Raw genomic sequence first — 16,626 nt, forward strand, 5'->3', positions numbered from 1 at the left:
CGGCCGGGGCGGCGGCATAGGACCAGCCGCCGGGCCCCGGCCGGGCCGCGTTGTCGGAGGTCCGCGTTAGCCTCTTTGGAGTGACCGCACGCATCACCGATCCCGAGCAGCTCAAGGAGCTTCTGGGGATCCCCTTCACCCCGGAGCAGACGGCCTGCATCACCGCGCCGCTCGCGCCGCACGTCATCGTGGCCGGAGCCGGTTCGGGCAAGACGACGGTGATGGCCGCCCGTGTGGTCTGGCTCGTCGGCACCGGACAGGTCGCCCCCGAGCAGGTCCTCGGCCTCACCTTCACCAACAAGGCGGCGGGCGAGCTGGCCGAGCGCGTCCGCACCGCCCTCGTCCGCGCCGGGGTCACCGACCCCGAAGGCCCGGCCGCCCTCTCGCCCGACGACGTCCCCGGCGAGCCCCGCATCTCCACGTACCACGCCTTCGCCGGACAGCTCCTCACCGACCACGGTCTGCGCATCGGTCTCGAACCCACCACCCGGCTCCTCGCCGACGCCACCCGCTACCAGCTCGCCGCGCGCGTACTGCGCGAGGCACCCGGCCCCTACCCGGCCCTCACCCGCTCCTTCCCGACCCTCGTCACCGACCTCCTCGCCCTCGACGCGGAGCTGGCCGAACACCTCGTACCGCCGGAGCGGCTTCGCGCGTACGACTCCGAGCTGCTCACCGCCCTCGCCGAGGCCCGGCTCAGCAACGCCGAACTGCGCAAGATCCCCGACGCCGCCGCCGCCCGCGGGGAACTCCTCGACCTCGTCGTCCGCTACCGCGCCGCCAAACGCTCCCGGGACCTGCTCGACTTCGGCGACCAGATCGCCCGCTCCGCCGAGCTGGCCACCACCCGGCCCGAGGTCGGCGAGATCCTCCGCGCCGAGTTCCGGGTGGTCCTCCTCGACGAGTACCAGGACACTTCCGTCGCCCAGCGGCTGCTGCTCTCCGGGCTCTTCGGCCAGGGACCCTCCGGCCGCCCCACCGGACACGCGGTGACCGCCGTAGGCGACCCCTGCCAGGCCATCTACGGCTGGCGCGGCGCCTCCGTCGCCAACCTCGACGACTTCCCCGAGCACTTCCCGCACCGGGACGGCACCCCCGCCGACCGCTACTCCCTCTCCGAGAACCGGCGCAGCGGCGGACGCCTCCTCGACCTCGCCAACGGCCTCGCCGCCCCCCTGCGCGCGATGCACGCGGGCGTGGAGGCGCTCAGGCCCGCCCCCGGCGCCGAGCGGGACGGCAGCGTCCGCATCGCCCTGCTGCCCACCCACGCCGAGGAGATCGACTGGATCGCCGACTCCCTCGCCCACCTCGTCCGCACCGACCGGGAGCCCGGCGAGATCGCCGTCCTGTGCCGGACCGCCACCGACTTCCCCGCCCTCCACGCCGCCCTCGTCTCCCGCGACGTGCCCGTGGAGGTCGTCGGACTCTCCGGTCTGCTCCACCTGCCCGAGATCGCCGACCTCGTCGCCGTCTGCGAAGTCCTCCAGGACCCGGGGGCCAACGCCTCCCTGGTCCGCCTCCTCACCGGTCCCCGCTGGCGCATCGGCCCCCGCGACCTCGCCCTCCTCGGCCGCCGCGCCCGGCTCCTGGTGCACCGGGGCGGCGACGGGCCCGACCCCGAGCAGCGGCTCGCCGCCGCCGTCGAGGGCGTCGACCCGGCCGAGGTCGTCTCCCTCGCCGACGCCCTCGACACCTTCCTCGACTCCGGCGGCGCCCCCGACGACGGTCTGCCGTTCTCCGCCGAGGCCAGGGTCCGCTTCGCGCGTCTCGCCGCCGAGCTGCGCGCCCTGCGCACCTCGCTCGCCGACCCCCTCATGGACGTCCTCCACCGGGTCCTCGCCACCACCGGCCTGGAAGTCGAGCTGTCCGCCTCGCCGCACGCGCTCGCCGCCCGCCGCCGCGAGACCCTCGGCCACTTCCTCGACGTCGCCGCCGGGTTCGCCTCCCTCGACGGCGAGGCGAGCCTGCTCGCCTTCCTCGGCTTCCTGCGGACGGCCGCCCAGTACGAGAAGGGCCTCGACAACGCCCTCCCGGGCGGCGAGAACACCGTCAAGGTCCTCACCGCCCACAAGTCCAAGGGCCTGGAGTGGGACGTCGTCGCCGTCCCCGGACTGGTCACCGGCCAGTTCCCCAGCACCCGCGCGCGCGAGTCCTGGACCTCCCAGCCCCAGGTCCTCCCGCACGCCCTGCGCGGCGACGCCCCCACCCTGCCCGGGATCGACACCTGGGACGCCAAGGCGCTGACCGCGTTCAAGAACGAGATGAGGGACCACCAGCACACCGAGGAACTGCGGCTGGGCTACGTCACCTTCACCCGCCCCCGCTCCCTCCTGATCGGCTCCGCCCACTGGTGGGGCCCCTCGCAGAAGAAGCCCCGGGGCCCCTCGGACTTCCTCCAGGCCCTCCACGACCACTGCGCGGCCGGCCACGGCGAGATCGAGGCCTGGGCCGACGCGCCCGAACCGGACGCGGAGAACCCGACCCTCGCCGAGGCGGACCGCGACCGCGCCTGGCCGCTGCCCCTGGACGAGGAGTCCTTCCGGCGCCGGGAGGCGGCCGCCGAACTGGTCCGCCGCCGACTGCGGGCCCGCCCCGCCCCGGACACCGTCACCGCCCCGGGAACCGGCGCCGACCCCGGCACCGGACGGACCCCCGCGCCCCGGGACCCGCTCCCCGAGCCCCCCGGGCCGGAGACGGCACCGCTCTGGGACGAGGAACCGGACTGGGACGAGGAGCCCGGCTGGGCGGAGGACGAGGAGGAGACCCTCCCCGAGGACACCTCCCCCCGGCGGACCCTCCCCGAGGAAACCCGCGCGGGCGGGGTGCCGGGGCCCAGGGAGCCTGGGGCCGGGGCTCCGGGGAAGGGGGCCGACTCGGTTCACGGGCGGCCGGATGCGGAGTCGTACGAGAAAAGGGTGCATGGACCCGTTCCTGCGGGGGAGGGGCACGGGCCGGGCCCTGAGGGAGCGGAGCACGGGGCCACCCCCGCGGGGGAGGATCACGGGTTCGCGCTGCCCCCGGGCGGTGCGTCCGACGGACCGGAGCGAGGGCTCTCGCCCGAGGAGGCGCGGACCGTCGCCTCCTGGGACCGGGATCTCACCGCCCTCGCCACCGAGCTGCGGCGTGCCCGTGCCACCACCCGGGACGTGCTGCTGCCCGCCTATCTCTCCGCCTCCCAGGTGCTGCGGCTCGCCGCCGACCCCGACGGCTTCGCCCGCGAGCTGGCCCGGCCCATGCCCAAGCCGCCGCAGCCCGCGGCCCGCCGGGGCACCCGCTTCCACGCCTGGGTGGAGTCCCGCTTCGAGGAGCTTCCGCTGCCCTTCCTCGGCCCCGAGGACCTGCCCGGCGGCGAGGACTTCGCGGGCGAGCCCGAGATCCTCGACGAACGGGACCTCGACGAACTCAAGGAGGCCTTCGCCCGCACCCCCTACGCCCACCGCACCCCCCACCGGGTCGAGGTCCCCGTCCACCTCACCCTCGGCGGGCGGGTCGTCCGGGGCCGGATCGACGCCGTCTACCGGGACCCCGACACCGGCGCGTACGAGATCGTCGACTGGAAGACCAGCAGACACCGCACCGCCGACCCCCTCCAGCTCGCCCTCTACCGGCTCGCCTGGGCCGAACAGCACGGCCTCCCGCCCGAGGAGGTCGCCGCCGCCTTCGTGTACGTACGGACCGGGGAGATCGCCCGCCCCGCCCGGCTGCCGGGCCGCGCCGAACTGGAGCCCCTCCTCCTCGGCTCCGCCGCCCCCGGCGAGGCCGTCCTTCGGGGCGGGGCACCCCCCGGCGCCGGATAGGCTCGGGGCATGAGCGAGACCCCGGACAGCGCCGTCCACGCCGTACGCACCTACATAGCCCAGCACCGTGCCGCCTTCCTCGACGACCTCGCCGAGTGGCTGCGCATCCCCTCCGTCTCCGCCCAGCCGGACCGGGCCGGGGACGTACGGCGCAGCGCCGAATGGCTCGCCGCCAAGCTGACCGGGACCGGTTTCCCCACCACCGAGATCTGGGAGACCGACGGCGCCCCCGCCGTCTTCGCCGAGTGGCCCTGCGCCGACCCGGACGCCCCGACCGTCCTCGTCTACGGCCACCACGACGTCCAGCCCGCCGCCCGCGAGGACGGCTGGCACACCGACCCCTTCGAGCCCACCGTCGTCGACGGACGGATGTACGCGCGCGGGGCGGCCGACGACAAGGGCCAGGTGTTCTTCCACACCCTCGGCGTCCGCGCCCACCTCGCCGCCACCGGCCGCACCACCCCCGCCGTCCACCTCAAGCTGCTCGTCGAGGGCGAGGAGGAGTCCGGCTCCCCGCACTTCCGCGCCCTGGTCGAGGCCCGCGCCGACCGGCTCGCCGCCGACGCCGTGATCGTCTCCGACACCGGCATGTGGTCCGAGACCACCCCCACCGTCTGCACCGGCATGCGCGGCCTCGCCGACTGCGAGATCGAGCTGTACGGCCCCGACCAGGACATCCACTCCGGCTCGTTCGGCGGCGCCGTCCCCAACCCGGCCACCGTCGCCGGCCGGATCGTCGCCGCCCTCCACGACGCCGAGGAGCGCGTGGCCATCCCCGGCTTCTACGACGGCGTGACGGAACTCACCGAAGCGGAACGGGCCCTCGTCGCCGAACTCCCCTTCGACGAGGAGTCCTGGCTGCGCACGGCCAAGTCCCACGCCACCCTCGGCGAGGCCGGCCACTCCACCCTGGAGCGCGTCTGGGCCCGCCCCACCGCCGAGGTCAACGGCATCGGCGGCGGCTACCAGGGCCCCGGCGGCAAGACCATCGTCCCCGCCTCCGCCCTGCTCAAGCTGTCGTTCCGGCTCGTCGCGGGACAGGACCCGGCCAGGGTCGAACAGGCCGTGCGCGACTGGCTCAAGGGACTCGTCCCCGCAGGCATCCGCTACGAGGTCGACTTCGGCGCCCCCACCCGCCCCTGCCTCACCCCCCTCGGCCACCCCGCCCTCAAGGCGGTCGCCGGGGCCATGAGCCGAGCCTTCGACGGCGCCAGGATCCGCTACACCCGCGAGGGCGGCTCGGGACCCGCCGCCGACCTCCAGGACGTCCTCGGAGCACCCGTACTCTTCCTCGGCATCTCCGTCCCGTCCGACGGCTGGCACGCCCCCAACGAGAAGATCGAGCTGGATCTGCTCATGAAGGGCGTCGAGACGACCGCGCACCTGTGGGGGGACCTGCCCACCGCCCTCCGCACCGCCGCCCACTGAATCCACACACCGATCCGGGGGAGTTGGAAGCACCTGTGAGCCTTTTGAACTATGTGTCGGGCAGCCCGATCCCGCTCACCGCCCCGAGCGGGATCGACCGGGCCGCCCACCACCGCCTCGACGAGGCCTGGCTGGCGGCCGCCTGGAGTCACCCCACCACCCGGGTCTTCGTGGTCTCCGGGGGCCAGGTGCTCATCGACGACCTGCCCGACGGCACCACCGAACTCGTCATGACCCCGGCGTTCGAGGCACCGGTCACCGAGACCCACCGCTACTTCCTGGGCACGGACGCCGAAGGCGTCTCCTACTTCGCGCTCCAGAAGGACTCCCTGCCGGGCCGGATGGACCAGTCCGCCCGCCCCGCCGGGCTCCGCGAGGCCGGACTGCTCCTCTCCGACCGGGACGCGGGCCTCCTGGTGCACGCCGTGGCCCTGGAGAACTGGCAGCGACTGCACCGCTTCTGCTCCCGCTGCGGCGAGCGCACGGTCATCGCCGCCGCCGGACACATCCGCCGCTGCCAGGCCTGCGGGGCCGAGCACTACCCGCGCACCGACCCCGCCGTGATCATGCTGGTCACCGACGAGCAGGACCGGGCGCTCCTGGGCCGGCAGGTCCACTGGCCGGAGGGCCGCTTCTCGACCCTGGCCGGTTTCGTCGAGCCCGGCGAGTCCATCGAACAGACCGTCGCCCGCGAGGTCCTGGAGGAGGCGGGCGTCACGATCGGAGAGGTCGAGTACATCGCCAGCCAGCCCTGGCCGTTCCCCTCCAGCCTGATGCTCGGCTTCTTCGCCCGCGCCGTCTCCTCGGAGATCACCGTCGACGGCGAGGAGATCCACGAGGCCCGCTGGTTCTCCCGCGAGGACCTCGCGGCGGGCTTCGAGTCCGGCGAGATCCTGCCCCCGTACGGCATCTCGATCGCCTCCCGCCTGATCGAACGCTGGTACGGCCGCCCGCTGCCGAAGCCGGGGAACGTGATCTGAGGCACCCTGCCTTCTTCGGGGCGGATCCTTGGAGGCAGCGGCTCGGCTCCCACCGGGCCGCTGCCGGGCCTCCGGACGCGAGCGGGGACCCGGACGCGAGCGGGGTCCCGGACGTGAGCGGGGCCCGGACAGGAGCTGGCTCCCGGACATGAGCCGGGCCCCCGGACACGGGCTGGGACCCGGACACGGGCTGGGACCCGGACACGAAGCCCCCCGGCGATGGGTCTCAGGACCGGTCGGGGGTCCCCGCTCGCCCCTGCGAGGCTCTACGGCTGTGGCTTGTCTGCGGTCACCAGGAGGGTGCCCGTGCGGCGCCCCGGCGGTGGGTCGATGATCCGGGCCCGTACGTCCACGAACCCGGCCCCTTTCAACCGTGACTCCCACTCGTCCGGCTCGTAGTCCCACCGCTTCACGTACAGCGGCTCGCCGGGCGTGGGCGGCTTCATCTGTGTGGCCTGCGGGCCGACACAGCCGGGGAGCGCGGGAGGGTTCTGGGAGAACGCGTACCGGCCGCCGGGGACGAGCGAGGCGAGGACGAGCGGCAACAGGTCGTCGGGGTCGGTGAACCAGGAAGCGCCGTAGACGCTGTAGAGGACGTGGTACGGGGCCGGGGGAGCGGCGAGGAAGCCAAGCGCGTCAGCCATGTGCACGGTGAGACGCGGGTACCTGTCTTGAGCCGCCTGAACCTGCAAGCGGGACAGGTCGATACCGGACGCGTGGGCTCCAAGCATGGCGACGTGGGCAAGGTTGCCGCCGGAGCCGCACCCAAGCTCAAGGACATGAGTTCCGGGGCCCACGTCCCCGAGGACTTCCGCGCCCGGCCCGTGGTCGGGGTGGACCGTCCAGTTGAACCACGTGGTCTCACCGGCCGCGTTGGTGCCGCGTCGGCCGGGCCGGTCCGCGGCCCACTGGTCCCATGCCTCTACGTCGTGCCGCACGTCTCTCCCTGGTAGGTGACGGTGCCCCCAAGGCCGTTGCGACCTTGGGGGCTACGCGTTGCTCGGGCGGTCATTGTCCGCCCAACCGGGTTACTTCTTCGGGCTGTTGTGGCACCCTGCGTGGCACTGTGTGCAGTCGGCCGCACCCGTCCCCGCACCCGTCCCCGGCCAGAACTCGGCGTCGATCATGTGACCGGCGGCCAGGATGGCGTCTTTCGTGCGGGTGAGGGCGGCGCGGCCCTCCTCGGGATCGATGCCGGTCGCGTCGTCGTCCTCGGGGACGTGGTGGATGTAGTCCACCCCCAGGGCCTTGCAGAAGGCCAGGTAGGGAACGGTCCGCGTGATGAACGCGTGCCAGAACAGATCGACGCGGAGCGACGGGGCCAGGGACTCGCCAGTGTGGGCGGCGGTGGCGAGATAGGCCACCATCTGGTGCACGCCCCGCTCGCCGAGGTCGTCGCTCAGCTCGGGCCAGGTCTTGCGTACGTCCGAGATGAGCCGGGCCGCCAGATCGGGGCTGATGAGTTCCTTGACGTTCGTGGGCTTCGTGGTCGTCACATCTGTGCCTTTCGGATCGTCGGGGAGTGGAGTCACACAGCGGGCACTCACGGGCGTTGCCGTGGAGGCCGGCTTCGATCCCGCGCCGCTCGGGCAGACGACCTGTCGGCCGAAGGTTCTGCCGCTGTCGCGGGACAACCGCACGGTCATGGTCATCCGCTTGCCTCCTTTGCCGGTGCTGTGTCCGAGCTCGATGTTGCTCCGGGAGGAAGGGGCAGTGTGACGACGCTTCGGGCGTCACCGGGGCGTCCTTTGCAGGGGTGTCAATGTCGCCTCCATGGGCGTCAATCCGGTGTCATTGGCCGCAGGGTGGGGCTAGTTTTGACGTTATGACGACGACCCCTGTGGTGCCGAATGATGTGCTGCGGGCCGTGCGTATCGGCCTGCGCTTAAGCCAAGACGACTTTGCCAAGGCACTCCGCCGGGCGGGGCAGGAACTAGGGGAGCCGAACGAGGCTTCCAAGCGGCTAGTGCAGCGCTGGGAGTCGGGGACGAGCAAGACGCCACGGGGCGTGTACGCGCGGGCCTTGGAGAGAGTCACAGGGCGTCCCGTGGAGGCCCTGGGGTTCACCCTGCCAGTACCGATGGCCAGGGTTCGCGCTGACGGGACAGGAGGGCATGACATGGACGCGGGACAGAGCGGAGTCACCTCCGCCGCCGTCGGCGCCCAGTCGGCCGGACAAGCCGATGGGGAGTACTCGGGGGTGTGGCTGAGCCGGTACGAGTTCTACTCGTCCAGCCGGGGTGACACGTACGAGGGCAAGCACTACGTAGTGATCGTGCAGCACGGGAACCGGCTGACCGCTCAAAGTCTCCCAGGGGCGTCGAGCAACCCGGACAGTCCCCTGTCTCTCGACCTGACCGTCGACCGGAACGTCGTCACCGGCTCATGGGTGGAGGTGACGGCCGCCGATGGTTACTACAACGGTGCCCGTTACCACGGGGCCCTACAGCTATTGGTGGAGCCGAAGGGCCGGAGGATGGCCGGGAAGTGGGTCGGGTTCGGCAAGGACTTCGATGTGAACACGGGGCCGTGGGAGCTGCGGCTTGTGGACAAGTCCACAACCAAGGCGATCTTGAAGCGGTACTCCCGCGCCCCTGAGTGATCGCCGGGAAGCGAACAGGGCCCCCGCCGGGAAAGCGGGGGCCCTGTCGTACATACGGGGGGGGGATCGGGAGGGTCAGACGGCAAGAGCCTGCTTGACCTGGGCGAGGCTCGGGTTCGTCATGACCGACTCGGTGCCAGAGGGGGAAATCGCCAAGACCGTCGGGACGGTCTGGTTGCCGCCGTTGGCCTTCTCGACGAACGCCGCCGACTCGGGGTCCTGCTCGATGTTGATCTCGGTGTACGCGATGCCCTCACGGTCCATCTGGCTCTTCAGTCGGCGGCAGTAGCCGCACCACGTGGTGCTGTACATCGTCACAGTGCCCTGCATGGCGAGGCGCTCCTCTGGTTTCGCTGACGGGTGCCGAGAAGAAGAACGTACGCCCTGTCCGTCCCATTCCCGGAATTCGTATGACAGAAGAGGCCCCCTGTGGACAAGCCTCCGCGTCGGGCTCCGCCGACCTGGCAGCATTGGAGGGTGACAGCAGCAACGCACTCCACTCTCTTCCCGCAGGTCCCGGAGACGGCCGACGCGGTGCTCGACGGGCTCGACCCCGAGCAGCGCGAGGTCGCCCTGGCCCTGACCGGCCCGGTGTGCGTGCTGGCGGGAGCCGGCACGGGCAAGACGCGGGCGATCACCCACCGCATCGCCTTCGGGGTGCGCTCGGGCAGACTCCAGCCCGCCAGTGTGCTGGCCGTCACGTTCACCAACCGTGCCGCGGGCGAGATGCGCGGGCGGCTCCGGCAGCTCGGCGCGGGCGGGGTCCAGGCCCGCACCTTCCACTCCGCCGCCCTCCGCCAGCTCCAGTTCTTCTGGCCGAAAGCCGTCGGCGGCGAGCTGCCCCGGCTCCTGGAGCGGAAGATCCAGCTCGTCGCCGACGCGGCGGCCCGCTGCCGTATCCGACTCGACCGCAACGAGCTGAGGGACGTCACCAGCGAGATCGAGTGGGCCAAGGTCACCCAGACCGTCCCCGCCGACTATCCCGCCGTCGTCGCCAAGGCCCAGCGGGACGCCCCCCGCGACCCGGCCGAGATCGGCCAGATCTACGCCCTGTACGAGCAGCTCAAGCGCGACCGCTCGGTGATCGACTTCGAGGACGTGCTGCTGCTCACCGTCGGCATCCTCCAGGACCGGCACGACATCGCCGACCAGATCCGCACCCAGTACCAGCACTTCGTGGTGGACGAGTACCAGGACGTCTCCCCGCTCCAGCAGCGGCTGCTCGATCTCTGGCTCGGCGACCGGGACAACCTCTGCGTCGTCGGCGACGCCAGCCAGACGATCTACTCCTTCACCGGCGCCACCCCCGACCACCTGCTGAACTTCCGCACCCGCCACCCCGGCGCCACGGTCGTCAAGCTCGTCCGCGACTACCGCTCCACCCCCCAGGTCGTCCACCTCGCCAACGGACTGCTGAGCCAGGCCCGGGGCCGGGCCGCCGAGCACCGCCTGGAACTGGTTTCGCAGCGCGACCGGGGCCCCGAGCCGGTCTACACGGAGTACGCCGACGAGCCGACCGAGGCCGAGGGCACCGCCCGGCGCATCCGGGACCTCATCGCCGCGGGCGTCCCCGCCGGCGAGATCGCCGTCCTCTACCGGATCAACGCCCAGTCCGAGGTGTACGAGCAGGCACTCGCCGACGCCGGGGTGCCCTACCAGCTGCGCGGCGCCGAGCGCTTCTTCGAGCGCCAGGAGGTACGGGAGGCGGGCATCGCCCTGCGCGGCGCCGCCCGCGCGGGCGGCAACGACTCCCTCCTCGACGACGCCGAGGACCTTCCCTCCCAGGTCAGGGCCGTCCTGTCCACCAAGGGCTGGACCACCACCCCGCCCACGGGCTCCGGCGCCGTCCGCGACCGCTGGGAATCCCTCGCCGCCCTCGTCCGGCTCGCCGAGGACTTCACCCGCGCCAAGCCCGGCGCCACCCTCTCCGACCTGGTCGCCGAACTCGACGAGCGGGCCGCCGCCCAGCACGCCCCGACCGTCCAGGGCGTGACGCTCGCCTCGCTGCACGCGGCCAAGGGCCTCGAATGGGACGCCGTCTTCCTCGTCGGCCTCACCGAGGGCATGGTCCCCATCACCTACGCCAAGACCGACGAGCAGATAGAGGAGGAGCGGCGCCTGCTGTACGTCGGCGTCACCCGCGCCCGGGTCCACCTCACGCTCTCCTGGTCGCTCTCCCGCTCCCCGGGCGGCCGGGCCTCCCGCCGCCCCAGCCGCTTCCTCAAGGGGCTGCGGCCCGGCTCCGGCTCCCTCGGCACCGTCGCCTCCTCCGGCGGCACCGGCCCCTCCGGCGGCTCCCCAGGCGCGGCCCGGCGCAGGCACCGGGGGCCCGTCCTGTGCCGGGTCTGCGGGACGACCCTCACCGAGGCGGGCGCCATGAAGCTGCTCCGCTGCGAGGACTGCCCCTCGGACATGGACGAGGGCCTCTACGAACGGCTCCGGGACTGGCGCTCCGAACAAGCCAGGGAACTCGGCCAGCCCGCCTATTGCGTGTTCACCGACAAGACGCTGATGGCGATCGCCGAGCGGGTCCCCGCCACCGACGGGGAGCTGTCCGTGATCTCCGGCGTCGGCACCCGCAAGCTGGGTCGCTTCGGCGCCGATGTCCTGGCCATCTGTGCAGGTGAGGAGGGTGGGGCAGGAGGGGACGAGGACTGAGGAAAACTCGTCGGAAAAATAGTTTGCGCCTGCCCGGTCAGGCCCCATAGGTTCTTAACCACGGAAACGGCGGCTTCTTCGAAGCCCTGTCTTCGTGTTGTACTTGTCCAAATAAACATGAGGGTCCGGCTCACACCCGAGCCCTCCGAGACGCCGAGAGGAGGCGATTCCAGTGATCAGCTACATCAACCAGACCAGCACCGCCAGCTTCGTCAGCAGCGCCAAAATGACCGATCACTCGGTCGTCTCCACCTGCCTGCCCGCCTCGGCTCTCCTTGGCACCGGTCTGCCCATCGCCGGTCTTCCCGCCGCCGCCCTGCCCGTCACCGGTCTGTCCGGTCTCGGAGCGGCTGCCGTGCGGGAGCACCGGAACGAGCGACCGACCAAGGCACTGGAAGCAGTAGCAGGCGAGGCCATGGTCTATGGCTTTGCGGCGACCGGTGCCGGCACCCAGCAGACGACGCAGCACCACCACACGATGTGGGCCTTCCGTGGGCTCGAACCCTGGAGCGATCCAGTCTGATACACGATCAGACCGGCGCCTTCAGGGCCGCGGAACCCCACCCGGGATCCGCGGCCCTTCTGTTTGTCCTCGAACGGGGACGGCGACACGAAGACGCCTCGGTACAGCACCACCCGGTACCAGCCGAAACCCCGGCCCGACAGGCCGGAACGACCAGACGAGGAAAGACCACCGTGCAACTCGAAGCGCACGCCCCGTCCGTACCGCTTTCCGGATCGATCCCCCAGCCCGGCCTCACGGAGGACCCCGCTTTGACCCCGCTCACCACGCTCACCGCGCTCGACGACGCCATCGAGAACCTCGGCGTACCCGTTCCCTGCCGTGCCTACGACCCCGAGGTCTTCTTCGCGGAGTCCCCGGCCGACGTGGAGTACGCCAAGTCCCTCTGCCGCACCTGTCCGCTCGTGGCCGCCTGCCTCGCGGGTGCCAAGGAGCGCCGCGAGCCCTGGGGCGTCTGGGGCGGCGAGCTGTTCGTCCAGGGCGTGGTCGTCGCCCGCAAGCGGCCCCGTGGCCGTCCGCGCAAGAACCCGGTCGCGGCATGAACATCACCGGAACCATCGACCGTCCCCTCACGCACGATCCCCAGAAGCAGGCCCCGATGACCCCTTCCACCAGCGAGCCCGCCGGCTCCGCCACCCCAGCCTTCGCTCCCGCCGCGGCGCCCGTCGCGCGTCAGAACAGGACCCGTGAAATGCAACTCATCCCAGAAGCCCTGGCCCGTGCCCATATGCACGAGCGACGGCGCGAGGCCGACGCGGAACGCCAGGCCCTGCGCCTGGTCGCCGCCCGGCGCATGCAGCGTCGCGCCGAGCGCGTCTCGCTCCGCGCCCGCCGCGCGCTGGCCATGGCCGTCATGCAGTGACGTCCGCCCCGGGGCCCGGCCCCGGGAGGCCGCCCAGCCACTCCCGCGCCCTCAGGGGCGCCCCCCGCGGGGGCCGGTCCGTCGGACCGGCCCCCGCAGCGCGTTGCCGGGGCGACCCGTGCGGTGCGTCGTGGTGGGGCCTGTGCGGTGCGTGCCTGCGTGGTGCGGCCCGTGCGGTGCGGCCTGTGTGGTGCGCGGCCTGTGCGGTGCATTGCCGGGGCGGCGGTCCCTTCACCGGGCTATCGTCACCAGGGTGAACGACGTCCAACCCCCCGAGGGACCCTTCACCTGCGAGCGCTGCGGCACGACCGTCGACGCCCTGCCGCTGACCTGGACCCACGCGGTGGAGAACGGCCGCAGCGTGTACTTCTGCGAGGAGTGCGCCCGGACCAACCTCCGCGCCATCGAGGGCCGCCTCGACTCCTCCTGGTGGTGATCCCCTTTCGGGCAGGGGAGCGGGCGGCAGGGGAGCGGCCGGTTCAGAGCAGCGCGTCGACGAGGGCGGCGGCACCCGCGAGGGCGAAGACACCGCCGATCACCCTGCACGTGGTGACGCCGGCAGGCCATCGCCGGTAGGAGTAGGACATGATCTGGAACCAGTCGGCCGCCTTCAGGATGTCGGCGGCCACGACCCCTCCTGCCACGAGCGAGAAGCCTCCCCGGACCAGTGAGATGACATGCCCGTTCACGGCGTGAGAACAACCAGCCGCCTCCTCGCGGCATAGCCCGCCTTTTTCTCGTGACGGACGGCGTCTACGGGGCCGCGAAGCCCGGCAGCCACTCCTCCAGCTCGTCCCGCAGCCGCACTGTCGCGTTCAGCTGGCACAGCACCCCGATGGTGCTCAGCGTCACCCGATGTATCAACAGATACGAGGGCGGAAGGTTCAGTTGCCTGCCCAGTTGGTGCGCGGGGGAGCGGGGGTCGGCGATCCGGGCCGCCTGCGTCCGCATCCAGCCCCGGGAGAAGCCGAAGGACTCCGCCTCCGCCGGTTCGATGATCGGCAGCAGATACTCCAGGACCGCGTCCGGATCGAGCGCCACGGACTCCTTGACGAAGCCCTCCGTCCGCAGCGCCGCGTAGACGCTCTCCGCCTCGCCCGCGAGCGTCAGCCGCAGACAGGCCCCGATGATCTCCGGCAGTCCGCCCGGCAGCCGGTCCACCGTGCCGAAGTCGAGGACGCCCAGCCGCCAGCCCTCCGGTCCCGTGTCCTCGCCGTCGCCCGGCAGCAGCCGGAAGTTCCCCGGGTGCGGATCGGCGTGCAGCAGCCCGGTCCGCGCCGGGCCCGAGAAGAGGAACCGCGCGAGCAACTGCCCCGCACGGTCCCGCTGCTCCTGGCTGCCCTCGGCGATCACCTCCGAGAGCGGCAGACCCTCCATCCACTCGGTCACCAGGACCTGGTCCGCCCGGTGCACCACGGCCGGCACCCGTACATCGGGATCGTCCGCGAACACCTCCGCGTGCCGCTGCTGCGCCGCCGCCTCCAGTCCGTAGTCCAGCTCCTCGGACACCCGGTCCCGCATCTCCGTGATCAGCGGCTTGACGTCGAGCCCTGGGACCAGGGGGCCGAGCAGCCGTGCGAAGCGGCTCAGTTGCGTCAGGTCCGAAAGCAGTGCCTCCCCGGCGCCCGGATACTGCACCTTGACCGCGACCTCGCGCCCGTCGTGCCACACTGCCCGGTGCACTTGCCCGATCGAGGCGGCTGCCGAGGGCTTGTCCTCGAATTCAAGGAAAAGCTCCCGCCACTTGTCGCCGAGGTGCTCCTCCAGAACGGCGTGGACCGTCCGCGTCGGCATCGGCGGCGCCGCGTCCTGGAGCTTCGTCAGCGTCGCCCGGTACGGCCCGGCGACCTCTTCGGGGAGGGCCGACTCGAAGACGGACAGCGCCTGCCCGAGCTTCATCGCCCCGCCCTTCAGCTCGCCCAGGACCTTGAACAACTGCTCCGCCGTGCGCTGCTGGAGCTCCCGGGTGACCAGCTCGGCCGATCGTCCGCCGATCCGCTTGCCCAGGCCCCAGGTGGCCCGGCCGGCGAAGCCGAGCGGCAACGCGGCCAACTTGGCGGTCCGGGTGACCGCCTTCCGGGGAAGATCAGACATACGCCCCTCCAAAACCCAGACTGCCTTGTCGCGCGGGCTCGTTACCCCGCCATTGTGTCCTGTGGGCCCCCGGCAGCCGAGGCGCGCTCCCCCTCCGTTCCGCGCGCCGCCCCGCAGGGGCAGGACGGATGGGCTCTCAACCGCTCCGCCCGCCACTCAAGCAAGGGCAGCGACGTCTCCCAGCGGGTGCCCGTACTCGCCGGGAGATCCCCGTCGAGGAACGCCAGCGCGTGCGCGGCGGCGAGCCCCGCCACCGCCGTCGCCAGCCCCACATCGCAGGCGGGCAGCGGATGCGGGGCGCCCGACCGCCACTGGACGAGCAGCCGGGGCCAGTCCGGCTCGCCGTCGGTGCGGCCCTCCTGGAGACAGCGCGCGCAGGCCGTGCCGCCGGGCAGCACGAGCGGCCCGACCACCCCCGTCGCCTCCAGGACGCCCGCGTAGAGATGGGGAGTCCCGGTGGCGACCCAGGGACCGGCGGGGACCGGATCGGGGACGTACGCGCCCAGACCGTCCCTCGGCGCCACCACGACGAGGGAAAGCCCGGCACCGCCGGGCGCCTCACCCGCCCGACGGCCCCACCCGGGGCCACCGACTCGTCCAGGACCACCGTCCGGCTCAGGACCACCGCCCCACCCCGGATCCGCCGGTCCCGAGCCTGCCGGTCCCGGCCCCAGGGCCGTCGTTCCCGCTCCCGGGCCGACTGCCTCCGGGCCGACCGCCTCCGAGTCGCCTGTTCCCGGGCCCGCCGGTCCTCGCCCCGCCGGTCCTCGCCCGGTCGGGTCTTGACCCGTCGGGCCGCCCGGGGCGCCGGTCACCGCCCGGACACCCGGGCCGCCCCGGAGCCCGGGGCGGCCGCGCCATCGGGCGATCGTGCGCCGGGCCGCCGTCGCCCGCCGCTCGCCCACGGACTCGGGAGGAAGGCCGCCCGGGGAGGTCTCCCAGGGCTCGACCCGGCCCGAGTCCAGCATCTCCACCGTCCCCACCCCGGCCGCCGACAGCAGGGCCGCCACCGTCGCCCCCACCCTCCCGGCGCCCCGGACCTGGACGCGCAGCGCCCGCCGGGCCGCCAGGGTGCGCACCGCCCGCCCCGGCTCCGGATGCACCACGGACAGCGAGGCCAGATCGGCGCGAAGCGGATCGAGGGCCGCGTTTCCCGGGCCCGCCGCAGGGCCGGTCCTCCCGGGCCTGCCGTGCGCCGCGTCGGCGAGCAGCCCGGCCGACCGCAGCCGTCCGAGGAGCCCGTCGAGATGCCCGTCCGGCAGACCGCGCGCCCGCGCCTCGGCCCGCAGCAGCTCGACGCCCCGCGTGCCGTCGAGGAGCCCGAGGACCGCCGCCGTCTCCGGCGCGACCGGATCGAGCACCACCGCGTGCGCCGGAGTGACCCCGAACTGGACACAGCGCAGCCCCCGCCAGGCCCGTCGCAACGCCGGTTTCACCATCGGATGCATGTCCCGCCCCCGCCCTCGTCCCGTACCGCACATTTCAAGATCGACGGCGCTTCTTTCGCCGCCCGGGATCGAGAATGCCTCCCCGCCGCGAACCCCGCCGAAAGTTGTCCACAGGCACCGGAGTTAGTCATATGAGTGCTGTGGGGGAGGGAGAGAGTGGGGGAGGGGAGGCAGGGGCGCGTGTTCCGGGCCGCCTGGGAACGGGACTCGGAGACACTCTCCCTCGGTGCAGCT

Annotated in this window: 15 protein-coding genes; 9 read left to right on the forward strand and 6 right to left on the reverse strand. The window is 72.7% G+C overall.

The features are described from left to right. Positions 1-80 precede the first annotated feature (80 nt). Genes BU197_RS00435 through nudC form a run of 3 tightly spaced genes read left to right on the forward strand, consistent with a single transcriptional unit; the run spans position 81 to position 6,205 of the window. Positions 81-3,797: an ATP-dependent helicase gene (locus BU197_RS00435; protein ID WP_188266120.1), complete on the forward strand. Its 3,717-nt coding sequence runs from the start codon at positions 81-83 to the stop codon at positions 3,795-3,797. Between the two features lie 9 nt (positions 3,798-3,806). Next, a complete protein-coding gene (locus BU197_RS00440) occupies positions 3,807-5,225 on the forward strand; it encodes a dipeptidase (RefSeq protein ID WP_188266121.1) in 1,419 nt (472 codons plus the stop codon). A 35-nt stretch (positions 5,226-5,260) separates the two neighbouring features. Further along, the gene (gene nudC, locus BU197_RS00445; RefSeq protein ID WP_188266122.1) at positions 5,261-6,205 is read left to right on the forward strand and encodes an NAD(+) diphosphatase; all 945 of its coding nucleotides are present in this window, start codon (positions 5,261-5,263) and stop codon (positions 6,203-6,205) included. 266 nt (positions 6,206-6,471) lie between these two features. Here the strand turns inward: nudC and BU197_RS00450 are convergent, their stop codons facing one another. Beyond that, positions 6,472-7,143, reverse strand: coding sequence for a class I SAM-dependent methyltransferase (locus BU197_RS00450; protein WP_188266123.1), 672 nt, complete (start codon positions 7,141-7,143; stop codon positions 6,472-6,474). Positions 7,144-7,233: 90 nt separating this feature from the next. Further along, a complete protein-coding gene (locus tag BU197_RS00455) occupies positions 7,234-7,701 on the reverse strand; it encodes a hypothetical protein (protein WP_188266124.1) in 468 nt (155 codons plus the stop codon). Between the two features lie 329 nt (positions 7,702-8,030). On the opposite strand from BU197_RS00455, the gene BU197_RS00460 reads away from it, so the two are divergent. After that, on the forward strand, positions 8,031-8,807 hold the full coding sequence (locus BU197_RS00460; RefSeq protein ID WP_188266125.1) for a helix-turn-helix domain-containing protein: 777 nt from the start codon (positions 8,031-8,033) through the stop codon (positions 8,805-8,807). 75 nt (positions 8,808-8,882) lie between these two features. On the opposite strand, the gene BU197_RS00465 is transcribed toward BU197_RS00460, so the two are convergent. Beyond that, the gene (locus BU197_RS00465; RefSeq protein ID WP_188266126.1) at positions 8,883-9,137 is read right to left on the reverse strand and encodes a mycoredoxin; all 255 of its coding nucleotides are present in this window, start codon (positions 9,135-9,137) and stop codon (positions 8,883-8,885) included. Positions 9,138-9,284: 147 nt separating this feature from the next. On the opposite strand from BU197_RS00465, the gene BU197_RS00470 reads away from it, so the two are divergent. The 5 genes from BU197_RS00470 to BU197_RS00490 all read left to right on the forward strand — a co-directional run bounded on the left by BU197_RS00470 (position 9,285) and on the right by BU197_RS00490 (position 13,286). After that, positions 9,285-11,465: an ATP-dependent DNA helicase UvrD2 gene (locus BU197_RS00470; RefSeq protein WP_188266127.1), complete on the forward strand. Its 2,181-nt coding sequence runs from the start codon at positions 9,285-9,287 to the stop codon at positions 11,463-11,465. 172 nt (positions 11,466-11,637) lie between these two features. Further along, positions 11,638-11,988, forward strand: a complete 351-nt coding sequence (locus BU197_RS00475; protein ID WP_317452239.1) for a hypothetical protein — start codon at positions 11,638-11,640, stop codon at positions 11,986-11,988. Positions 11,989-12,161: 173 nt separating this feature from the next. After that, positions 12,162-12,530, forward strand: coding sequence for a WhiB family transcriptional regulator (locus BU197_RS00480; protein WP_188266128.1), 369 nt, complete (start codon positions 12,162-12,164; stop codon positions 12,528-12,530). Further along, positions 12,527-12,850, forward strand: a complete 324-nt coding sequence (locus BU197_RS00485; protein WP_188266129.1) for a hypothetical protein — start codon at positions 12,527-12,529, stop codon at positions 12,848-12,850. The genes BU197_RS00480 and BU197_RS00485 overlap by 4 nt, the downstream gene beginning before the upstream one ends. 253 nt (positions 12,851-13,103) lie before the next feature. Then, positions 13,104-13,286 (forward strand): hypothetical protein, encoded by a 183-nt coding sequence (locus BU197_RS00490; protein WP_188266130.1) that lies wholly within the window; start codon positions 13,104-13,106, stop codon positions 13,284-13,286. A gap of 43 nt (positions 13,287-13,329) precedes the next feature. Here the strand turns inward: BU197_RS00490 and BU197_RS00495 are convergent, their stop codons facing one another. From BU197_RS00495 to BU197_RS00505, 3 genes are all read right to left on the reverse strand, one after another. Then, entirely contained in the window at positions 13,330-13,479 is a 150-nt protein-coding gene (locus BU197_RS00495; protein ID WP_223183546.1) for a hypothetical protein, read from the reverse strand. A gap of 124 nt (positions 13,480-13,603) precedes the next feature. Next, positions 13,604-14,944, reverse strand: coding sequence for an ABC1 kinase family protein (locus BU197_RS00500; protein WP_188266132.1), 1,341 nt, complete (start codon positions 14,942-14,944; stop codon positions 13,604-13,606). 41 nt (positions 14,945-14,985) lie between these two features. Continuing rightward, positions 14,986-16,392, reverse strand: a complete 1,407-nt coding sequence (locus BU197_RS00505) for a ThiF family adenylyltransferase (protein ID WP_188266133.1) — start codon at positions 16,390-16,392, stop codon at positions 14,986-14,988. Positions 16,393-16,626 lie beyond the last annotated feature (234 nt).

This window comes from Streptomyces sp. CBMA291 (assembly GCF_014596525.1).
In the GTDB taxonomy this organism is placed as follows: Bacteria; Actinomycetota; Actinomycetes; order Streptomycetales; family Streptomycetaceae; genus Streptomyces.